The sequence below is a fragment of the Vibrio sp. QJM3NY_35 genome (assembly GCF_057785915.1).
This window is the reverse complement of sequence record NZ_CM173507.1, coordinates 2966149-2987378: the sequence shown is the minus strand read 5'-3', so window position 1 is coordinate 2987378 and position 21230 is coordinate 2966149. Positions and strand designations below refer to the sequence as shown.

At 45.8% G+C, this 21230-nt stretch carries 12 protein-coding genes, 3 tRNA genes and 4 rRNA genes; 13 read left to right on the top strand and 6 right to left on the bottom strand.

Features of this window, described 5'->3' with window-relative positions:
* Positions 1-198: 198 nt before the first annotated feature.
* Positions 199-615 carry a ribonuclease E inhibitor RraB gene (rraB, locus tag AC3CH3_RS13460; protein WP_010435017.1) on the top strand — a complete coding sequence of 139 codons (417 nt, stop codon included), beginning with the start codon at positions 199-201 and terminating at the stop codon, positions 613-615.
* A gap of 124 nt (positions 616-739) precedes the next feature.
* Positions 740-1534 (top strand): glycosyl hydrolase 2 galactose-binding domain-containing protein, encoded by a 795-nt coding sequence (locus AC3CH3_RS13455; protein ID WP_488537322.1) that lies wholly within the window; start codon positions 740-742, stop codon positions 1532-1534.
* Between the two features lie 49 nt (positions 1535-1583).
* On the opposite strand, the gene AC3CH3_RS13450 is transcribed toward AC3CH3_RS13455, so the two are convergent.
* The 5 genes from AC3CH3_RS13450 to pepA form a co-directional block, all read right to left on the bottom strand.
* Positions 1584-2078, bottom strand: coding sequence for a GNAT family N-acetyltransferase (locus tag AC3CH3_RS13450; protein WP_488537321.1), 495 nt, complete (start codon positions 2076-2078; stop codon positions 1584-1586).
* 47 nt (positions 2079-2125) lie between these two features.
* A complete protein-coding gene (locus AC3CH3_RS13445) occupies positions 2126-2530 on the bottom strand; it encodes a DUF2061 domain-containing protein (RefSeq protein ID WP_017058933.1) in 405 nt (134 codons plus the stop codon).
* Positions 2531-2749: 219 nt separating this feature from the next.
* Positions 2750-5623 carry a valine--tRNA ligase gene (locus AC3CH3_RS13440; protein WP_488537320.1) on the bottom strand — a complete coding sequence of 958 codons (2874 nt, stop codon included), beginning with the start codon at positions 5621-5623 and terminating at the stop codon, positions 2750-2752.
* Positions 5624-5725: 102 nt separating this feature from the next.
* Positions 5726-6175, bottom strand: coding sequence for a DNA polymerase III subunit chi (locus AC3CH3_RS13435; RefSeq protein ID WP_171733228.1), 450 nt, complete (start codon positions 6173-6175; stop codon positions 5726-5728).
* Positions 6176-6274: 99 nt separating this feature from the next.
* Entirely contained in the window at positions 6275-7795 is a 1521-nt protein-coding gene (pepA, locus tag AC3CH3_RS13430) for a leucyl aminopeptidase (RefSeq protein ID WP_017058936.1), read from the bottom strand.
* 192 nt (positions 7796-7987) lie between these two features.
* Between pepA and lptF the strand changes: the two genes are divergently transcribed.
* Positions 7988-9088 (top strand): LPS export ABC transporter permease LptF, encoded by a 1101-nt coding sequence (gene lptF / locus AC3CH3_RS13425; RefSeq protein WP_017058937.1) that lies wholly within the window; start codon positions 7988-7990, stop codon positions 9086-9088.
* A gap of 3 nt (positions 9089-9091) precedes the next feature.
* Positions 9092-10162, top strand: a complete 1071-nt coding sequence (gene lptG / locus AC3CH3_RS13420) for an LPS export ABC transporter permease LptG (RefSeq protein ID WP_017058938.1) — start codon at positions 9092-9094, stop codon at positions 10160-10162.
* A gap of 64 nt (positions 10163-10226) precedes the next feature.
* Here lptG and AC3CH3_RS13415 read toward each other — a convergent pair whose 3' ends face one another.
* Positions 10227-10703, bottom strand: coding sequence for an RDD family protein (locus tag AC3CH3_RS13415; RefSeq protein WP_488537319.1), 477 nt, complete (start codon positions 10701-10703; stop codon positions 10227-10229).
* A gap of 194 nt (positions 10704-10897) precedes the next feature.
* Between AC3CH3_RS13415 and AC3CH3_RS13410 the strand changes: the two genes are divergently transcribed.
* The 9 genes from AC3CH3_RS13410 (at position 10898) to AC3CH3_RS13370 (ending at position 20974) form a co-directional block, all read left to right on the top strand.
* Positions 10898-10982, top strand: a tRNA-Leu gene (locus tag AC3CH3_RS13410).
* 362 nt (positions 10983-11344) lie between these two features.
* Positions 11345-11752, top strand: coding sequence for a VOC family protein (locus AC3CH3_RS13405; RefSeq protein WP_017055297.1), 408 nt, complete (start codon positions 11345-11347; stop codon positions 11750-11752).
* A gap of 83 nt (positions 11753-11835) precedes the next feature.
* Complete coding sequence (locus AC3CH3_RS13400; RefSeq protein ID WP_019822263.1) at positions 11836-13089, top strand: cyclic di-GMP phosphodiesterase; 1254 nt, start codon at positions 11836-11838, stop codon at positions 13087-13089.
* Positions 13090-13749: 660 nt separating this feature from the next.
* Positions 13750-15304, top strand: a 16S ribosomal RNA gene (locus AC3CH3_RS13395).
* Positions 15305-15660: 356 nt separating this feature from the next.
* Positions 15661-18553 (top strand): 23S ribosomal RNA (locus AC3CH3_RS13390).
* Between the two features lie 97 nt (positions 18554-18650).
* Positions 18651-18766: ribosomal RNA gene (gene rrf, locus AC3CH3_RS13385) — 5S ribosomal RNA — on the top strand.
* Between the two features lie 413 nt (positions 18767-19179).
* A 16S ribosomal RNA gene (locus tag AC3CH3_RS13380) occupies positions 19180-20734 on the top strand.
* Together the 16S, 23S and 5S rRNA genes with 2 tRNA genes alongside form the textbook arrangement of a ribosomal RNA operon.
* 66 nt (positions 20735-20800) lie before the next feature.
* Positions 20801-20877, top strand: a tRNA-Ile gene (locus AC3CH3_RS13375).
* A 21-nt stretch (positions 20878-20898) separates the two neighbouring features.
* Positions 20899-20974, top strand: a tRNA-Ala gene (locus tag AC3CH3_RS13370).
* The last annotated feature ends 256 nt before the right edge of the window (positions 20975-21230 follow it).

The following is a 21230-nucleotide window of genomic DNA, read 5'->3' as shown; positions in this document are numbered from 1 at the left end:
AAACACGCATGGGTTAATAATATGTTGAAAATTTGTTTCTGTGATTTTGATTTCACTTTTTTATTGGTATTGCCTTTGTTATCCGGCGAGAAACTTAACTTTATAAGCCTGATCTAGGTGGCTTTTCTGGACGATCCATGACATATTTCGTGGCAATCAAATTTGATCTTTTCATAGTCAACACTCTGGAGCAGACACATGTCTCACGAAGATGAATATCTATCAGTAGCGGAATTAATTGAATTTCAAAAGGAAGAGACTCGCGACATCATTACAGCGTTAATTGAAGATGGTAGCGATCCTGAAGCTCTATACGATATCGAGCATCACCTATTTGCTGAAGATTTCGGTGTACTTGAGAAAGCGGTTGTTGAAGCCTTCAAAATGGGCTTTGAAGTTCTTGAAGCTGAAGAGACAGAAGACGAAGATGGCAATAAGCTACTTTGTTGTGATGCGACGATGCAGTGTACTCTGAATGCAGAAGCGATTGATGAGCAAGTTGAGAAGCTTGTGAATCTTGCAGAGAAGTTTGACATTATCTATGACGGGTGGGGCACTTACTACGAAGGTGAAGATGCTATCTACCCAGATGAAGATGATGAAGGCGAAGAGTAATCTCTCCCAGTTTTAAAGAATGCCAGCTTCGAGCTGGCATTTTTTTGTCCTCAGAAAAATAAATGTCTTTATATGCATTCATTCTTTATAATGCGTTCAAAATTGATCTAGCTCAAGGAATGACATGCGGCTACCTCTCGATGGTCTTTGGCAAATTTCGCCACTGACGGATCTCTCTATCCCACAAGATGACATCACTTTTCCGGCTCCGTTAAGCTCAAAGCTACCTGATAGCTTGAGTGAAAATGAAATTGTAGAGCAAGAGTGGCACCTGATGCACGACATCGAAGTAGATGACGCTATGTTGGCGTGTCCATTTGTTGAGTTAGTGATGGCTGGAGTCGATTACTTTGCTGAAGTTCGGCTTAATGGTGTGGCTGTGTTTGATTGTGATGGTAGCCAAGCTGAATACCGCAAAGATATCCGTCCTTATATGCAGTCCGGCCGAAACCGCTTCGAGATCCTTTTCCTTGAAGAAGAGGAGAGCCTATTGCTTGAAGAGGATATGGATGACTCTGTATCTTCACAGGCTATCGCTAAATCTGATTCACGTATCGGGATTTGGCAAGCGCCATACCTGCAGTTCGTTCGAAACGTCAAGCTAGAGCAAGTTGTCACAGAGCAGATATGGCACCACGGTGGTGGCTGTGAGTTTAAAGTGGATGTTATCTATCAAACGCTAAAGGCGGGGTTAGTATCGGCATCCATCAAATTTAATGGTATGACTCTCGTAATGCCGATCGATGTGCGCGCTGAACATACTGGCGTCGTGTTCCAGGTTGAGGCGCCTATCATTTTTGATATTGAGAATCCTAACCCTAAGCATCTATACCCATTAGAAGTGGTACTTGATGGGCAAGAAGAGAGTTCTTTTGTTGCCTTGAACCCAACCTCTTGCGTCAGTAACTTTCTACGTTAACTCCGTATATTTTAGCGCTATCTTCTTTCGCTATAGCGGCGCATTCTGCTTATAACGACTTGGCCATGACAACCTCACAAGCGTCGTGGCCTGTTTCTCCCCAAGCTGACTCAAGATGCTCAAACCCAAACTTCTCATAGAGTTTGACCGCAGCACCCAAGCACTCCGTCGTTTCTAAATACATGTGTTGATACCCAAGTTGCTTGGCTTGCTTTAAGCTCAAAGCGACAATTCGCTTGGCTAGGCCATGCCCTCGAGTTTGCGGTAAGAAGTACATCTTTTGTAGCTCACACACATTGGGTTTACCTGCTAGAGGGGCAAAGCCACCGCCTCCGACGATCTTTCCGTTGTGTTCGATAACCCAGTACATTGCATTCGCTTGGCTATAGACAGAGTACATATCATCGAGTGTTGGATCGGCCACGCCATAACCTTTATCTTCTGTGAGTCCATGCTCAGCCGAAACTTGGCGAATGACTTGTGCGATGCTTGGATTGTCTTGCGGTGTAATGGGTCTAAGGGTGAACTCAGTAATTTGTTCCATGATCTGCCTATGAAAGGGTCACTAATATGTGACCCAATATATGGTGACTAAGCATGTTGGTGCAAACAGAATTGTTGCTGTGCCATTTGGTCGCCTGATTTACGTAACCAGACTTTCTCGTGGAAGTAGTAAGCAACTGTATTTAAAGTTGGCTCTAGCAAGGCCATCACACCGCCGATGAAGGCATCGCCAGTCAACAAGTAGACAACGGTAAAGGCAACACTAAAGTGGATGGTAGCAAAGCTTGCTGTTTTTAATTTGGTCATCCACTGACGAGCTTTAAGAGCAGGAACTTGAGCCCACGCCTTTTCATGAAAATAGAAGGCAACAGTATTCACTGAGGGCTCAATCATAGCGATTAAGCTACCAATTAAGATGTCGCCTGTTAGTACATAAGCGACACTAAATGCGATAGTAAAATGTAATGCAGCAAAGGTTAGTGTCTTTTTCATGATAATTACTCAATCGTTGTGTTGTTTCGATAGACCTATTATTGAGAATTATTATCATTAAGTATAATGGGAAGTAGAGATTAATTTGATAGATGAAACCTATCAATAATTGAGGCTAGAGTGAGAAGCATAGTAGTCAGAGGTATAAAAAAAGGCTGGTCACGAAGACCAACCTTTCTATTTAGAGCGAGAAGTTCGAAGCCTCTCGTTCACTCGGTTTTAAAGCGCAGCGATGGTCGCTTTTTGCTCTTCAAGCTTAACAAGAGTCTCTTGATAGCCTTCAAGCTTTTCACGCTCTTTCGCGATAACCGCTTCTGGCGCTTTAGCAACGAAACCTTCGTTACCTAGCTTACCTTCGATACGCTTAATCTCGCCGTGAGCCTTCGCTACTTCTTTATCTAGACGAGCAAGCTCTGCATCTTTGTCGATAAGACCCGCCATTGGGATCATCAGCTCAGATTTGCCAACCAGTTTAGTTGCACAAGCCGGAGTCTCTTCTCCGTCTGCTAGAACTTTAATATCGTCTAGTTTAGCTAGAGAGTTAAGAACGATTTTGTTCGCTTCGATACGAGCTGCATCTTTCTCATCAGCCACTTTGATCATTACTTCTAAGCCTTGGCTTGGTGCAATGTCGTATTCCGCACGTAGGTTACGGATAGCTGTGATGAAAGTCTTAACCCATTCGATGTCTTCTACGATCTCAGCATTGAAGTTATCTTCGTTAAACTGAGGAAGCGCTTGAGTCATAATTGTCTCGCCTTCAACGCCGTCTACTAGCGGCTTAACGCTCTGCCAGATAGATTCAGTGATGTAAGGAAGAACTGGGTGAGCAAGACGCAGTGTTTTCTCAAGAACCGTGATCAAAGTGTAACGGGTCGCTTGTTGTTGAGCTTCAGTACCCTTCCAAAGAACCGGTTTAGTTAGCTCTAGGTACCAGTCACAGAATTGGTTCCAGATGAATTCGTAAAGCGTGTTTGCTGCCATGTCTAGACGGTAGTTGTCTAGGTGAGCATTAAATTCTTTCGCTGCAACTTCAAACTGAGATTCAATCCACTTATCTGCTAGAGAGAATTCCATGTTTGCACGGTCTTCAATAGACAGCGACATGCCACAATCGTGCTCTTCTGTGTTCATTAGTACGTAACGGCTTGCGTTCCATAGCTTGTTACAGAAGTTACGGTAACCTTCAAGACGCTTCATGTCCCAGTTGATGTCACGGCCAGTTGAAGCCATAGCAGCAAGAGTGAAACGAAGTGCGTCAGTACCGTAAGGTTCGATACCGTTTTCGAAAGTTTTACGTGTTGCTTTTTCGATCTTAGCAGCCAGTTTAGGTTGCATCATGTTGCCACAACGCTTCTCTACTAGCTCTTCAAGGCCGATGCCGTCAATCATGTCGATTGGGTCAAGTACGTTACCTTTCGACTTAGACATCTTGTCGCCGTTTTCATCACGGATAAGACCTGTCATGTAAACGGTTTTGAAAGGTACTTGAGCTTTGCCATCTTCGTCTTTCACGAAGTGCATGGTCATCATGATCATACGGGCAACCCAGAAGAAGATAATATCAAAACCAGATACTAGTACTTCAGATGGGTGGAATGTTTTCAGGGCTTCTGTATCTTCAGGCCAGCCTTGTGTGCCGAACGTCCAAAGTGCAGAAGAGAACCAAGTATCCAGTACGTCGTCGTCTTGCTTAAGCACAACAACAGGCGCTAGGTTGTTCTTTTCACGAACTTCTTCTTCAGTGCGACCTACGTAAACTTTACCATCGTTGTCGTACCATGCAGGGATACGGTGGCCCCACCAAAGTTGACGAGAGATACACCAGTCTTGCACGTCACGCATCCACGCGAAATACATGTTTTCGTACTGTTTAGGTACGAATTGGATTTGGCCATCTTCAACCGCTTTAACCGCAGGTTCTGCAAGAGGTGCTGTGCGCACGTACCATTGGTCAGTCAGCATTGGTTCGATAACCACGCCACCACGGTCGCCGTAAGGGACAGTCAGGTCGTGATCTTTGATCTCTTCAAGAAGACCAAGCTCATCGAATTCAGCAACGATAGCTTTACGTGCAGCAAAACGCTCCATGCCTTGGTATTTAGCAGGGATGTCAGTTGAGTAAACATCGCTTTCTTCGCCGTTGGTTGTGAAGACTTCAGCAGCATCACGGATATCAGCGTTGAACGTTAGGATGTTGATCATTGGTAGGTTGTTGCGTTTACCCACTTCGTAATCGTTAAAGTCGTGAGCTGGTGTGATCTTCACACAACCTGTGCCTTTTTCCATGTCAGCGTGCTCATCGCCTACGATAGGGATAAGACGGTTCACAACTGGAAGTAGGATTTCTTTACCGATAAGATCTTTGTAACGAGGATCTTCTGGGTTAACAGCAACGCCAGTATCGCCAAGCATGGTTTCTGGACGCGTCGTCGCTACAACGATGTAGTCTTTACCATCTGCCGTTTTAACACCGTTCGCTAGCGGGTAGCGGAAGTGCCACATGAAACCTTTTTTGTCTTTGTTTTCAACTTCAAGATCCGAGATTGCAGTGTGCAGTTTAGGATCCCAGTTTACTAGACGTTTACCACGGTAGATTAGGTCTTCTTCGTAAAGACGAACGAACACTTCTTGAGTCGCAGCTGATAGGCCGTCATCCATAGTGAATCGTTCACGATCCCAATCTACAGATGCACCAAGACGACGAAGTTGTTGAGTGATCGTGCCACCTGATTCGCCTTTCCATTCCCAGATTTTGTCGATGAAAGCTTCACGGCCGTAGTCGTGTTTTGTTTTGCCTTCTTCAGCAGCAATCTTACGCTCAACAACCATTTGAGTTGCGATACCAGCGTGGTCAGTACCCACTTGCCAAAGCGTGTTTTTGCCTTTCATACGTTGAGCACGGATAAGCGTATCCATGATCGTATCTTGGAACGCGTGACCCATGTGTAGGCTGCCAGTGACGTTCGGTGGCGGGATCATGATGCTGTAAGCTTCTTTTGATGTGTCACCGTGTGGCTTAAAGTAGCCTTTCTCTTCCCAAGTCTTATACAGAGCTTGTTCGATTGATGTTGGGTTGTATGTCTTTTCCATAGTGCTCTTAAACGGATACTGTGAATGGTTAATCGTGGTCAAACTTCATAAGTGAAGCTTCTTGAATCTAAATCCAAAGATAGCTTTAACTATGAGGTTTGACTATGGATGTTGAATCTCGATAGTTTGTAGCTGATATCCAGCCTGACGGTAAATTTTATACCTTTCTCGAGCGAGTTGCTTAGCTTTTTCTTCGCAAGGGACGAAGTCTATCACCTGAGCAAAGGCGTTCGCAAAGGTTGTATGATTATCGGCCAGATTAATTACTAGCTGACGATTCCAATTATGTTTTACGCCTTGATAGCCAATTTCGATGTTGGTTGAATACTTCGGGCCTTCGCCAACCAAGTTGTGCGCAATAAAATCACAGGGTTCGACTTGCCAGAAAACTTCAGCAATACGCTCGGCATGCTCTTTGTCATTACAGTTGAGATAAAGTTTAGCGCCTTGTTTTGCAAAGTGCTGAGCAAGAAACAGCACATAGTGAGCAAAACCATCTTCGCTGGCTTGCGGGCTGTCTGAAGGCACAATGTAAAATGTAGCAGTCTGCATACTTAATACTCGAACTGAAAATCGTGGATATCAATGTTACTTGGTTAACAGGGTCTAACAAATAGCGCTTATTAAAAAAGGGCCCGTAGGCCCTTTTTATTATTTTGAAGATTGCTCTTCAGTCTCTTGGCCGCTGCGGTTCAATAAGAATTGGACTAGCATTGAGACAGGACGACCTGTCGAGCCTTTCGCTGCGCCTGACTTCCAAGCAGTACCAGCACTGTCGATATGTGCCCAGTGGTACTTCTTAGTGAATTTAGACAGGAAGCAACCAGCAGTAATTGTGCCGCCAGGACGGCCACCGATGTTCGCCATATCAGCGAATGGGCTGTTTAGCTGCTCATGGTACTCGTCTGCCATAGGTAGACGCCATGCACGGTCACTTGCTTGCTCAGAAGCATTAACAAGTTCGTGAGAAAGTGGGTTGTGGTTCGATAGAACGCCACTGATGTGATGACCTAGAGCGATAACACATGCGCCAGTTAGCGTAGCAACATCGACAACACAATCTGGTTCAAAACGCTCAACGTAAGTTAGAGCATCACATAGAACCAAGCGACCTTCAGCATCAGTGTTGAGTACTTCAACCGTTTGGCCTGACATTGTCGTTAGGATATCACCTGGACGGTAAGCATTGCTGCCCGGCATGTTTTCACAACCGGCTAGGATACCAACCACGTTAATAGGCAGGTTAAGCTTAGCCAGTGCTTTCATTGTACCGAATACAGACGCCGCACCACACATGTCGTACTTCATCTCATCCATGCCTTCACCAGGCTTAAGCGAGATACCGCCTGAATCGAAAGTAAGACCTTTACCTACTAATACAATCGGCTTCGCATCTGGATCCGGAGCGCCTTTGTATTCCATGATAGACATCATAGATTCATTTTTAGAGCCACGGCCAACTGCTAGGTATGATGTCATACCCAGTTTTTCCATCTCTTCTTCGCCAATGATCTTAGTCTTCACTGTCTCGTAATCGTCGGCTAAACGACGTGCTTGAGAAGCAAGGTAAGCAGGGTTTGCGATGTTTGGTGGCATGTTGCCTAGATCTTTAGACGCTTTTACACCTGAAGCAATAGCAAGGCCGTGAGAGATTGCTTTCTCACCCAGGCTCAATTCGCGACGTGTTGGTACGTTGAATACCAATTTACGTAGTGGGCGACGAGTCTCTGGTTTGTTGCTCTTGAATTGGTCAAATGTGTAAAGACCATCTTTAGTCGCTTCTACTGCTTGGCGAACTTTCCAATAAGTGTCGCGACCTTTAACGTGAAGTTCTGTAAGGAAACATACTGCTTCCATAGAACCTGTTTCGTTTAGTGTGCTGATGGTTTTTTGGATAATTTCTTTGTATTGACGTTCGCCTAGCTCACGTTCTTTACCACAGCCTACCAGTAGAACACGTTCTGAAAGTACACCAGGTACTTGATGCAGTAGTAGCATCTGGCCAGGTTTACCCTCTAGATCACCGCGACGAAGCAGTGAACTAATGTAGCCATCGCTAATCTTATCTAATTGCTCGGCTACTGGAGAAAGGCGGCGCGGTTCGAATACACCGACAACGATACATGCGCTGCGCTGTTTCTCTGGGCTGCCACTTTTTACACTGAACTCCATGCGTACTCCTACATCCTGAAGACAAATCGAACTAAATGTTAGATAATGGGTTCTTACTTGTTGGATCCTATAATGGAACTAACCTTAAAGAAGAACGCTAACACTTAGCTAAAAATTTAAAAAAATAAAAGGTTCAACGGGAAATTATAGTGATTCAATCAAAAAAACAAGTTTTGTATAGGTAATTTGAGCGTGATTATTGTTAGATATTTGATCCGCGAGACAATCAAGAGCCAATTTGCGATCTTTTTTGTTCTCTTTCTCGTGTTTCTCAGCCAAAAATTCATCAGTGTTTTAGCGGACGCCTCTGATGGTGATATCCCTGCGAGTCTTATATTGTCGATTGTTGGCTTAAATATGCCAGCGATGGGCCTATTGATGCTTCCACTCAGTATCTATATTGGTATTTTGCTTACTTTTGGCCGCCTTTACGCTGAAAGTGAAATAGTGGTCATGAACGCCACCGGTATCGGTAATAAATTCCTGATCCAATCTGCGCTCTACCTCGCTTTGATTACGGCGTCTGTTGCAGCCTTTAACTCATTTTGGCTATCTCCTTGGTCACAAGACAAAGTTGAACAAATGTATGAAGAAGTAGCCGCAGAGAACAGCGTTGATTTACTACCAAAAGGTAAGTTTGAAGGTACGCCGGATGGTTCTTCTGTCGTGTTTATCGATGATATCGACGGTAATAAGTTAGAAAATGTGTTCGTTGCTCAAATGCGTCCGCGTGATTCTGTACTGCCAAGTGTGATGTTCTCGAAGTCAGGTGATGTAAAAGAGCTCAGTGATGGTCGCCAAGTGATCGTAATGTACGATGGTACTCGTCATGAAGGCATTCCGACTCGCCTCGACTACAGGGTGACGCACTTTGAAGAATACGAAGGCCTGATTGGTCAGCGTGAAGTTGAGAAGAAAGGTCGAGACTGGGAAGCGATCCCTACGCTTGAACTGATTGGTAACTCAAATAATAGTGCGAAAGCAGAGTTGCAGTGGCGTATTTCTTTGGTACTTTGTATTCCATTGTTGACCATGCTTGTCGTGCCACTGTCTGCGGTAAACCCTCGACAAGGTCGTTTTGCGAAAATCGGCCCAGCAATACTGATTTATCTCACCTATTTCTTAGCAATCAGTGCAACCAAGTCTTCAATTGAAGAGGGGAGCATTCCTGCGGTAATCGGCATGTGGCCAATCAATGCGTTATTGTTATTTGTCGCGATTGGTGCAAACTTTATGGATAGCGTGCCAGTAAGGCGTTTGAAAGAAAAATTCAAGAATAAGAGGTTGGCTTAAGCCGTGTTTAAGATTCTCGATTTATATATAGGCAGAACCATCATCGCAACGACGTCACTGGTATTGGTGACGTTTGTTGGTCTCTCTGGGATCATCAAATATGTAGAACAGCTGAGAAAAGTTGGCCGTGGTACATACGATCTATTACAAGCGCTGTACTTTGTTTTACTGAGTATCCCTCGTGATATCGAAATGTTCTTTCCAATGGCTGCATTGCTTGGTGCGTTGATTGGGCTTGGTATGCTTGCTGCAAGTTCTGAGCTTGTCGTTATGCAGGCAGCTGGTTTCTCTAAGTTAGATATCGGCCTATCGGTACTTAAAACGGCTATTCCACTGATGATCGTGGTGACGTTGCTTGGTCAGTGGGGTGCACCGCAAGCACAGAAAATGGCTCGTGATTTAAGAACCATCTCGATTGCTGGTGGTAATATTATTTCGACGCAAAGTGGTGTCTGGGCTCGTGATGCCAATGACTTCATCTTCATTGTCAAAATCGATGACCAGAAGCTATATGGAATGAACATGTGGCGCTTTGATGAAAACAAGGCACTTAAGACCGCTATTTATTCTGACGAAGTTGATTACGTTGGAGACAACGTTTGGACGATGAAGGATGTGGAGATCACGTCTTTTGAAAACGAACTTCAAATTACCAAAGAAAGCCTACCAACTTACTCCTGGGAAACATCATTAGCTCCAGATAAGTTGGCGATAGTAACGGTTAAGCCAGAAGAGCTGTCGTTAAGTGGGTTGTATGATTATGTTTCTTATCTGAAGGCGTCAGAGCAAGACGCATCACGCTATGAATTGGCGCTGTGGAGAAAGATAACCCAGCCAATTTCGATCGCGGTTATGATGTTGATGGCACTGTCGTTTATCTTTGGTCCTTTGCGTAGTGTGACCATGGGTGCGAGGATTCTGTCAGGTGTTATTGCCGGCTTTACCTTCTATATATCCAGTGAGTTCTTTGGCCCGGTGAGTTTGGTTTATCAAATACCGCCCGCCTTTGGCGCAATAGCCCCGAGCGTGGTGTTCCTTGGAATTGCCATCATGCTCTTGAGGCGGAAACTGTAAATAGAAAAAAGGAAGGCATAACGCCTTCCTTTTTTGATCTTGATTGGAGCTAACTTAAATCACATTATCGTGCTTGTGGTAACACAACGACTTCGGTCTTTGCCCAGATATCGTGAAAGCCACGTTTTTCAGGATCGAATGGAACACATAGGTTTGCCAATCCAAAACCTGAAGTACCTAAACGAATCAGCGCCTGAGTTATAGTGATAGCTGAGCCATCTTTGTTTTGAACGCGCAGCTTCCAAGCCCTCATACCGAGAGTTTGACCAGCTCTAGTCCAGAAGAACACGAAGAAATATACCCAAACGGCCACTAAGTAAAAGGTATATGCAGGGCTCCAAATCGGATGGTTGGTTAAGAAGTCACTAACATCGGCATATCCGCTGTGGTTAAAAATGCCGAGAGCCATGAGCGCGTGCAGTAGAGCGACAATGACGCCAGCCGCCAACATTTCAATAGCGATTACGATCAGAGCGTCGTAGAACAAGGCACCAAATCGGCGCATGACTCCTGCTGGTGGCAGAGTGTTTGTTGATGTCATGTGTTATTACTTCTTTAAAAATTGAGGCGTCAGAATATAGTTTAAGGCTTAGCGTGAAAAGAGACATGACGCACAGCTTATGACTTAGTGGCGAAATTATCGGCAAACACACATGAATTCAAGTTTTTATACTTGCCACATCAGTTCGCATACGTATAATGCCAAACATCGAAAGGGCAATGCCCCAAGATAATGCCGGTATGGTGAAATTGGTATACACGACGGATTCAAAATCCGTTGCCTTCGGGCGTGGCGGTTCAAGTCCGCCTACCGGTACCAAACATAGAAAGGTCGCTTTTATAGCGACCTTTCGTCGTTTTAGGCGTTTATGAATTTGAAATCCAGCGTGTCGGCTTGGATGCAAGCCCAGTCAAGTCGCCTACCGGTACCATATTTAGACAAAGCCTTGATCAGAAATGGTCGGGGCTTTGTTGTATCTGGAATATAGGAAGTGTTGCCTTCGCGGTGGCGGCAGGGCAGGAAAGCTTCTTAATCAGTCAGATCTTTATGCTTCATCCCTAAATCTCACCGTTTCCTTTCGTAATTCAAGTTCCTAGTGAATTATTCATCTTAAATCATGATGTTACCTGTCATTCTCTTTTCTATTGTCTATGTTTAAAGGACTAACAGAGGAGAGAGATATGCTGACAGTAACCCCTTACTTGTTTTTTGATGGTCGTTGTAATGAAGCGTTGGATTTTTATCATAAGTGTTTTGGCGGTGTTGTTTTATCGAAGCAACTCTTTAGTGATGCACCACAGGTAATAGAGGGAGCTCAACCTGATTGGGTTATGCATGCTGAGTTCGAAGCATTTGGCATGAAGCTCATGATGTCTGATGGTGTAAAGGCAAAAGAACTAGAAGGGAACAACCTAGCACTCTCTCTTGTAACTGAAGACACCGCGACTCAAGAGCAGATCTTTGAAAAGCTTAAGAAGGGAGGGCGGATAATGACTCCACTCGCAGATACGTTTTGGGGAGCTCGATTTGGCAAAGTAGAAGACAAGTTTGGTATACGTTGGATGGTGCACTGTGATTCTTTAAGTTGAGCCTGTGAAATTGGATAGTGAAATTGCTGCTTGGTTTTATTAGAATTATAAATAGAGATTAATCATCAATATTATATATAAAAATGGGCAGCATAAAGATTACCGTAGATCGCATTCAGCCCGGTCTGCATATACGACTCCCCGTAAAATGGAATGAACACCCATTTTTATTCAACAGCTTTAAAATCAAAGATGACGCTCAAGTAAAAGTAATTCGACATCTTGGGATTAAGCACGTCTATATAAACCTGAGTCAAAGTGATACCTCACCTTTACCTGTTAATCACGTAGGTGAACAAGAAGTCGATATTGATTCACAGGTAAGCCTTGAAACGGAAAGAATGTGGAAAGATAAGCATGAGCGTATCGAAACCCTTAGCTCTTACCGCCGCAGGGTGAGTCATTGTGAGAGAGAGTTTGAACGTTCGCTTGCTCGAATGCGATCTGTGATGACCAAGATCCGTAACAGACCTTTAGATGCGGTAGGGGAGGTTAAGGCTCTTGTTGATGATATCGTTGAAACTCTAGTGAGCGATGATAACGTCACCTTGCACCTTATGAATGCCAAAGCGGATTTCGAAGATATTTACTTTCATACTCTAAATGTTTCGGTTGTTGCACTGATGATAGGTAAGGCCAAAGGCTATAACACACAGCAATTGAAAGACCTCTCATTCGCAGCGTTGTTTCACGATGTAGGCAAGGTCAAAATACCAGTCGCGATACTAAGAAAGCAGAGTGCACTAACGGTGCCCGAAGAGAACTACCTGAAACTTCATACTAAATACGGTGCAGATATTGTATCGGCAATTGATGACTTTCCTGAAAGTGCCAAAAAGGTGATCGCTCAACATCATGAGATGAATGATGGTTCTGGTTACCCCGAGGGCTTAAAAGAACATGAGATTGATGAGTTTGCCAAGATAGTCGCCGTGGCTAATGCATTTGATAACCTTTGCCATGGTAAAACGCAATCTCAACAAATGATCCCGTATTTAGCATTGTCCCACCTATATAAGAGCTGCAAGCATCTATATAGCCAAGATAACTTGGGGCTGTTGGTTAAGTTCATGGGAGTCTACCCCCCAGGAACCGTAGTACAGCTTTCAAATGATTCGATTGGGATTGTGATATCCGTTAACGCTAAACATATGCTTTATCCAAATGTACTTATCTATGATCCTAGCGTGCCAAGAACCCAAGCTCCGATCATTGACCTCTTTATTAAAGAGATCAAAATCGTTAATGCCGTTCATCCAAGCAAATTACCTGAACAAGTTCGAGAGTATCTAAACCCTAGGGCTCGTTTATCTTACTTTTTTGATAGTGGAGAGTAGTTATCCACAGGTCGTTGTGGATAATTTGTTCGAAACTTGGGGTGAAAGTGGTATAAATAAGCCCTTGGTTGAAATGTCTTCGCTTAACCTCTTTTTTCAATAAAAAACGCATTTATTGCTTGCCAATATGAGCGGCATCTCTATAATGCCGCCTCACTGACACGGCAGACGCCACAAGGCTTCAGCGAGAAATGTTAGTAAGGCAACTAGCTTTAAGCGATGATTCGCTCCTACTTTTAGAAAGTAGGAATTAATTCAAAATAAGTGTTTGACACTGAGAATTAAATCGCTAGAATGGCCGCCTCTTCCGAAGTGATGTAAGTCACAACGAAGAAAAGCTCTTTAACAATTTAAACCTATCAATCTGTGTGGGCACTCGTTGATGAATATCAAAACGTTATTGGTTCTTTTTCGAAAGAGCGTAATAGCAGTTACTTCGGTAACAAATGATTTCAATGAGCTGAGTGACCAATACGTTTAACTACTTGTAGTTATTCGGCACAGTCAATTCATTACCATTCTGTTCCTATTTATTTAAGAAGAGAGGGGTAATAGCTTTAGAATTACATGTTTCTGTTCTTTTTCGAAAGAGCGGTAAATATTAGTTTTGAAGTCAGTATTCGTTGAGTCACACCTATTAATTTAGGTAATCAAAATCTTAAATTGAAGAGTTTGATCATGGCTCAGATTGAACGCTGGCGGCAGGCCTAACACATGCAAGTCGAGCGGAAACGACACTAACAATCCTTCGGGTGCGTTAATGGGCGTCGAGCGGCGGACGGGTGAGTAATGCCTAGGAAATTGCCTTGATGTGGGGGATAACCATTGGAAACGATGGCTAATACCGCATAATGCCTACGGGCCAAAGAGGGGGATCTTCGGACCTCTCGCGTCAAGATATGCCTAGGTGGGATTAGCTAGTTGGTGAGGTAATGGCTCACCAAGGCGACGATCCCTAGCTGGTCTGAGAGGATGATCAGCCACACTGGAACTGAGACACGGTCCAGACTCCTACGGGAGGCAGCAGTGGGGAATATTGCACAATGGGCGAAAGCCTGATGCAGCCATGCCGCGTGTATGAAGAAGGCCTTCGGGTTGTAAAGTACTTTCAGTTGTGAGGAAGGGTGTGTAGTTAATAGCTGCGCATCTTGACGTTAGCAACAGAAGAAGCACCGGCTAACTCCGTGCCAGCAGCCGCGGTAATACGGAGGGTGCGAGCGTTAATCGGAATTACTGGGCGTAAAGCGCATGCAGGTGGTTCATTAAGTCAGATGTGAAAGCCCGGGGCTCAACCTCGGAACTGCATTTGAAACTGGTGAACTAGAGTGCTGTAGAGGGGGGTAGAATTTCAGGTGTAGCGGTGAAATGCGTAGAGATCTGAAGGAATACCAGTGGCGAAGGCGGCCCCCTGGACAGACACTGACACTCAGATGCGAAAGCGTGGGGAGCAAACAGGATTAGATACCCTGGTAGTCCACGCCGTAAACGATGTCTACTTGGAGGTTGTGGCCTTGAGCCGTGGCTTTCGGAGCTAACGCGTTAAGTAGACCGCCTGGGGAGTACGGTCGCAAGATTAAAACTCAAATGAATTGACGGGGGCCCGCACAAGCGGTGGAGCATGTGGTTTAATTCGATGCAACGCGAAGAACCTTACCTACTCTTGACATCCAGAGAAGCCAGCGGAGACGCAGGTGTGCCTTCGGGAGCTCTGAGACAGGTGCTGCATGGCTGTCGTCAGCTCGTGTTGTGAAATGTTGGGTTAAGTCCCGCAACGAGCGCAACCCTTATCCTTGTTTGCCAGCGAGTAATGTCGGGAACTCCAGGGAGACTGCCGGTGATAAACCGGAGGAAGGTGGGGACGACGTCAAGTCATCATGGCCCTTACGAGTAGGGCTACACACGTGCTACAATGGCGCATACAGAGGGCAGCAAGCTAGCGATAGTGAGCGAATCCCAAAAAGTGCGTCGTAGTCCGGATTGGAGTCTGCAACTCGACTCCATGAAGTCGGAATCGCTAGTAATCGTGAATCAGAATGTCACGGTGAATACGTTCCCGGGCCTTGTACACACCGCCCGTCACACCATGGGAGTGGGCTGCAAAAGAAGTGGGTAGTTTAACCTTTCGGGGAGGACGCTCACCACTTTGTGGTTCATGACTGGGGTGAAGTCGTAACAAGGTAGCCCTAGGGGAACCTGGGGCTGGATCACCTCCTTATACGAAGATAGTCACGATGAGTGTCCACACAGATTGATGGTTTAGATTTAGTTAAAGCCAGAGCTTTAATTAATAACGTAAGTTATTGATTAAAGCTTTTTGCTTTATGCTCTTTAACAATTTGGAAAGCTGACTGATTGATTTACTTACGAGTAATTCAATCAAATTTAAAAGTTCTCAATGTTTATCTTTCATTAGATAAACACAACAAACACATTCAAGTGTCTTGTATTCGAATCAATGTTTACATTGATTCACAATTGAGTCCGGCAAACAGTCATTGAGAATTAACCCTTCTTAATGACAACCAAAAACCTTGGTTAGTTGCCATACGCTAAGACCCTTTCGGGTTGTATGGTTAAGTGACTAAGCGTACACGGTGGATGCCTTGGCAGTCAGAGGCGATGAAAGGCGTAATAACTTGCGATAAGCCCAGATTAGGTAGTAATAACCTTTTGAGTCTGGGATTCCTGAATGGGGAAACCCACTTGCATAAGCAAGTATCCTGTTGTGAATACATAGCAACAGGAGGCAAACCGGGGGAACTGAAACATCTAAGTACCCCGAGGAAGAGAAATCAACCGAGATTCCGAAAGTAGCGGCGAGCGAAATTGGATTAGCCCTTAAGCTTTTAATGAGACAGACGAAGGCTCTGGAAAGTGCCGCAGTAAAGGGTGATAGCCCCGTAGTCGACATCTCATAATCAGTGAAAACGAGTAGGGCGGGACACGTGATATCCTGTCTGAATATGGGGGGACCATCCTCCAAGGCTAAATACTACTGACTGACCGATAGTGAACCAGTACCGTGAGGGAAAGGCGAAAAGAACCCCTGTGAGGGGAGTGAAATAGAACCTGAAACCGTGTACGTACAAGCAGTAGGAGCACCTTCGTGGTGTGACTGCGTACCTTTTGTATAATGGGTCAGCGACTTAATTTTAGTAGCAAGGTTAACCGTTTAGGGGAGCCGTAGGGAAACCGAGTCTTAACTGGGCGTACAGTTGCTAGGATTAGACCCGAAACCAGGTGATCTAGCCATGGGCAGGTTGAAGGTTGAGTAACATCAACTGGAGGACCGAACCGACTAATGTTGAAAAATTAGCGGATGACTTGTGGCTAGGGGTGAAAGGCCAATCAAACCTGGAGATAGCTGGTTCTCCCCGAAAGCTATTTAGGTAGCGCCTCGGACGAATACTACTGGGGGTAGAGCACTGTTAAGGCTAGGGGGTCATCCCGACTTACCAACCCTTTGCAAACTCCGAATACCAGTAAGTACTATCCGGGAGACACACGGCGGGTGCTAACGTCCGTCGTGGAGAGGGAAACAACCCAGACCGCCAGCTAAGGTCCCAAAGTATAGCTAAGTGGGAAACGATGTGGGAAGGCTCAGACAGCCAGGATGTTGGCTTAGAAGCAGCCATCATTTAAAGAAAGCGTAATAGCTCACTGGTCGAGTCGGCCTGCGCGGAAGATGTAACGGGGCTAAGCTATACACCGAAGCTGCGGCTACGTACCTTAGGGTATGTGGGGTAGGGGAGCGTTCTGTAAGCCGTTGAAGGTGGTCTGTAAGGGCTGCTGGAGGTATCAGAAGTGCGAATGCTGACATGAGTAACGATAAAGGGAGTGAAAAACTCCCTCGCCGGAAGACCAAGGGTTCCTGTCCAACGTTAATCGGGGCAGGGTAAGTCGACTCCTAAGGCGAGGCCGAAAGGCGTAGTCGATGGGAAACGGGTTAATATTCCCGTACTTCTTACAATTGCGATGGGGGGACGGAGAAGGCTAGGTGGGCCTGGCGACGGTTGTCCAGGTTCAAGTATGTAGGCGGAAAGTTTAGGTAAATCCGGACTTTCTTAACGCTGAGATACGATGTCGAGCTACTACGGTAGTGAAGTCATTGATGCCATGCTTCCAGGAAAAGCCTCTAAGCTTCAGATTGTAAGGAATCGTACCCCAAACCGACACAGGTGGTCGGGTAGAGAATACCAAGGCGCTTGAGAGAACTCGGGTGAAGGAACTAGGCAAAATGGTACCGTAACTTCGGGAGAAGGTACGCTCTTATCAGTGAAGTCCCTTGCGGATGGAGCAGACGAGAGTCGCAGATACCAGGTGGCTGCAACTGTTTATTAAAAACACAGCACTGTGCAAAATCGTAAGATGACGTATACGGTGTGACGCCTGCCCGGTGCCGGAAGGTTAATTGATGGGGTTAGACTTCGGTCGAAGCTCTTGATCGAAGCCCCGGTAAACGGCGGCCGTAACTATAACGGTCCTAAGGTAGCGAAATTCCTTGTCGGGTAAGTTCCGACCTGCACGAATGGCGTAATGATGGCCACGCTGTCTCCACCCGAGACTCAGTGAAATTGAAATCGCTGTGAAGATGCAGTGTACCCGCGGCTAGACGGAAAGACCCCGTGAACCTTTACTACAGCTTGGCACTGAACATTGAACCTACATGTGTAGGATAGGTGGGAGACTATGAAATTGCGTCGCTAGATGTGATGGAGTCGTCCTTGAAATACCACCCTTGTAGTTTTGATGTTCTAACGTTGGTCCCTGAATCGGGATTACGGACAGTGCCTGGTGGGTAGTTTGACTGGGGCGGTCTCCTCCCAAAGAGTAACGGAGGAGCACGAAGGTGGGCTAAACACGGTTGGACATCGTGTGGTTAGTGCAATGGCATAAGCCCGCTTGACTGCGAGAATGACAATTCGAGCAGGTGCGAAAGCAGGTCATAGTGATCCGGTGGTTCTGAATGGAAGGGCCATCGCTCAACGGATAAAAGGTACTCCGGGGATAACAGGCTGATACCGCCCAAGAGTTCATATCGACGGCGGTGTTTGGCACCTCGATGTCGGCTCATCACATCCTGGGGCTGAAGTCGGTCCCAAGGGTATGGCTGTTCGCCATTTAAAGTGGTACGCGAGCTGGGTTTAGAACGTCGTGAGACAGTTCGGTCCCTATCTGCCGTGGGCGTTGGAAAATTGAAAGGGGCTGCTCCTAGTACGAGAGGACCGGAGTGGACGAACCTCTGGTGTTCGGGTTGTCATGCCAATGGCATTGCCCGGTAGCTAAGTTCGGAATCGATAACCGCTGAAAGCATCTAAGCGGGAAGCGAGCCTTGAGATGAGTTTTCCCTGACGCTATAAGCGTCCTAAAGGGTTGTCGTAGACTACGACGTTGATAGGCAGGGTGTGTAAGTGCTGCGAGGCATTGAGCTAACCTGTACTAATTGCCCGTGAGGCTTAACCATACAACACCCAAGGGGTTTTGTGGACTCAAAGAAATACCAAACGCTTGAATGAGTTTGAAAGAGACTTTTAAATCAGTTTTCCGAATTTTAAAATTTGCTTGGCGACCATAGCATTGTGGACCCACCTGATTCCATGCCGAACTCAGAAGTGAAACACAATAGCGCCGATGGTAGTGTGGGGTTTCCCCATGTGAGAGTAGGACATCGCCAGGCTTTAATTTCGACTTTGTCTATTGAATAGACAAGTCACCATAGAGTTCTAAGTTTTCTTAGTGTTTTATGTTGACTTTCAAAGTGGAAAGCGTATTATACGCGTCCTGCTTAAGTGCTAAGGTACTGAAAGCGTTCTCTTTTTAGAGAACACGCTCTTTAACAATTTAAACCTATCAATCTGTGTGGGCACTCGTTGATGAATATCAAAACGTTATTACTTAGGTAGTAACAGTTACTTCGGTAACAAACTTGATTTCAATGAACTGAGTGACCAATACAAAGTTAAGTTTACTTAATTTTGGCACAGTCAATTCATTACCATTCTGTTGGAATGGTAATAGCTTTAGAATTACATGTTCATTTTCGAATGAATATTAGTTTTGAAGTCAGTATTCGTTGAGTCACAAAATCTTAAATTGAAGAGTTTGATCATGGCTCAGATTGAACGCTGGCGGCAGGCCTAACACATGCAAGTCGAGCGGAAACGACACTAACAATCCTTCGGGTGCGTTAATGGGCGTCGAGCGGCGGACGGGTGAGTAATGCCTAGGAAATTGCCTTGATGTGGGGGATAACCATTGGAAACGATGGCTAATACCGCATAATGCCTACGGGCCAAAGAGGGGGATCTTCGGACCTCTCGCGTCAAGATATGCCTAGGTGGGATTAGCTAGTTGGTGAGGTAATGGCTCACCAAGGCGACGATCCCTAGCTGGTCTGAGAGGATGATCAGCCACACTGGAACTGAGACACGGTCCAGACTCCTACGGGAGGCAGCAGTGGGGAATATTGCACAATGGGCGAAAGCCTGATGCAGCCATGCCGCGTGTATGAAGAAGGCCTTCGGGTTGTAAAGTACTTTCAGTTGTGAGGAAGGGTGTGTAGTTAATAGCTGCGCATCTTGACGTTAGCAACAGAAGAAGCACCGGCTAACTCCGTGCCAGCAGCCGCGGTAATACGGAGGGTGCGAGCGTTAATCGGAATTACTGGGCGTAAAGCGCATGCAGGTGGTTCATTAAGTCAGATGTGAAAGCCCGGGGCTCAACCTCGGAACTGCATTTGAAACTGGTGAACTAGAGTGCTGTAGAGGGGGGTAGAATTTCAGGTGTAGCGGTGAAATGCGTAGAGATCTGAAGGAATACCAGTGGCGAAGGCGGCCCCCTGGACAGACACTGACACTCAGATGCGAAAGCGTGGGGAGCAAACAGGATTAGATACCCTGGTAGTCCACGCCGTAAACGATGTCTACTTGGAGGTTGTGGCCTTGAGCCGTGGCTTTCGGAGCTAACGCGTTAAGTAGACCGCCTGGGGAGTACGGTCGCAAGATTAAAACTCAAATGAATTGACGGGGGCCCGCACAAGCGGTGGAGCATGTGGTTTAATTCGATGCAACGCGAAGAACCTTACCTACTCTTGACATCCAGAGAAGCCAGCGGAGACGCAGGTGTGCCTTCGGGAGCTCTGAGACAGGTGCTGCATGGCTGTCGTCAGCTCGTGTTGTGAAATGTTGGGTTAAGTCCCGCAACGAGCGCAACCCTTATCCTTGTTTGCCAGCGAGTAATGTCGGGAACTCCAGGGAGACTGCCGGTGATAAACCGGAGGAAGGTGGGGACGACGTCAAGTCATCATGGCCCTTACGAGTAGGGCTACACACGTGCTACAATGGCGCATACAGAGGGCAGCAAGCTAGCGATAGTGAGCGAATCCCAAAAAGTGCGTCGTAGTCCGGATTGGAGTCTGCAACTCGACTCCATGAAGTCGGAATCGCTAGTAATCGTGAATCAGAATGTCACGGTGAATACGTTCCCGGGCCTTGTACACACCGCCCGTCACACCATGGGAGTGGGCTGCAAAAGAAGTGGGTAGTTTAACCTTTCGGGGAGGACGCTCACCACTTTGTGGTTCATGACTGGGGTGAAGTCGTAACAAGGTAGCCCTAGGGGAACCTGGGGCTGGATCACCTCCTTATACGAAGATACCACGATGAGTGTCCACACAGATTGATTAGGTTTAGAAAGTAAAAGAGACGATATTGGGTCTGTAGCTCAGCTGGTTAGAGCGCTCGCCTGATAAGCGGGAGGTCGGTGGTTCGAGTCCACTCAGACCCACCAATATCGACTAGATACAAAGATGGGGCTATAGCTCAGCTGGGAGAGCGCCTGCCTTGCACGCAGGAGGTCTGCGGTTCGATCCCGCATAGCTCCACCATCTTTAAGTGTTTTTATTTGAAAATATTTAAAAATGGTTCATTAGTTTGAATCAAGCTCTTTAACAATTTGGAAAGCTGACTGATTGATTACTTACGAGTAATTCAATCAAATTTAAAAGTTCTCAATGTTTATCTTTCATTAGATAAACACAACAAACACATTCAAGTGTCTTGTATTCGAATCAATGTTTACATTGATTCACAATTGAGTCCGGCAAACAGTCATCAAGAATTAACCCTTCTTGATGACAACCA

Excerpts from the sequence above, each read along its gene's own strand:
- rraB (WP_010435017.1), top strand. The coding sequence starts at position 199 with ATGTCTCACGAAGATGAATATCTATCAGTAGCGGAATTAATTGAATTT.
- AC3CH3_RS13455 (WP_488537322.1), top strand. The coding sequence starts at position 740 with ATGCGGCTACCTCTCGATGGTCTTTGGCAAATTTCGCCACTGACGGAT.
- AC3CH3_RS13450 (WP_488537321.1), bottom strand. The coding sequence starts at position 2,078 with ATGGAACAAATTACTGAGTTCACCCTTAGACCCATTACACCGCAAGAC.
- AC3CH3_RS13445 (WP_017058933.1), bottom strand. The coding sequence starts at position 2,530 with ATGAAAAAGACACTAACCTTTGCTGCATTACATTTTACTATCGCATTT.
- AC3CH3_RS13440 (WP_488537320.1), bottom strand. The coding sequence starts at position 5,623 with ATGGAAAAGACATACAACCCAACATCAATCGAACAAGCTCTGTATAAG.
- AC3CH3_RS13435 (WP_171733228.1), bottom strand. The coding sequence starts at position 6,175 with ATGCAGACTGCTACATTTTACATTGTGCCTTCAGACAGCCCGCAAGCC.
- pepA (WP_017058936.1), bottom strand. The coding sequence starts at position 7,795 with ATGGAGTTCAGTGTAAAAAGTGGCAGCCCAGAGAAACAGCGCAGCGCA.
- AC3CH3_RS13415 (WP_488537319.1), bottom strand. The coding sequence starts at position 10,703 with ATGACATCAACAAACACTCTGCCACCAGCAGGAGTCATGCGCCGATTT.
- AC3CH3_RS13405 (WP_017055297.1), top strand. The coding sequence starts at position 11,345 with ATGCTGACAGTAACCCCTTACTTGTTTTTTGATGGTCGTTGTAATGAA.
- AC3CH3_RS13400 (WP_019822263.1), top strand. The coding sequence starts at position 11,836 with ATGGGCAGCATAAAGATTACCGTAGATCGCATTCAGCCCGGTCTGCAT.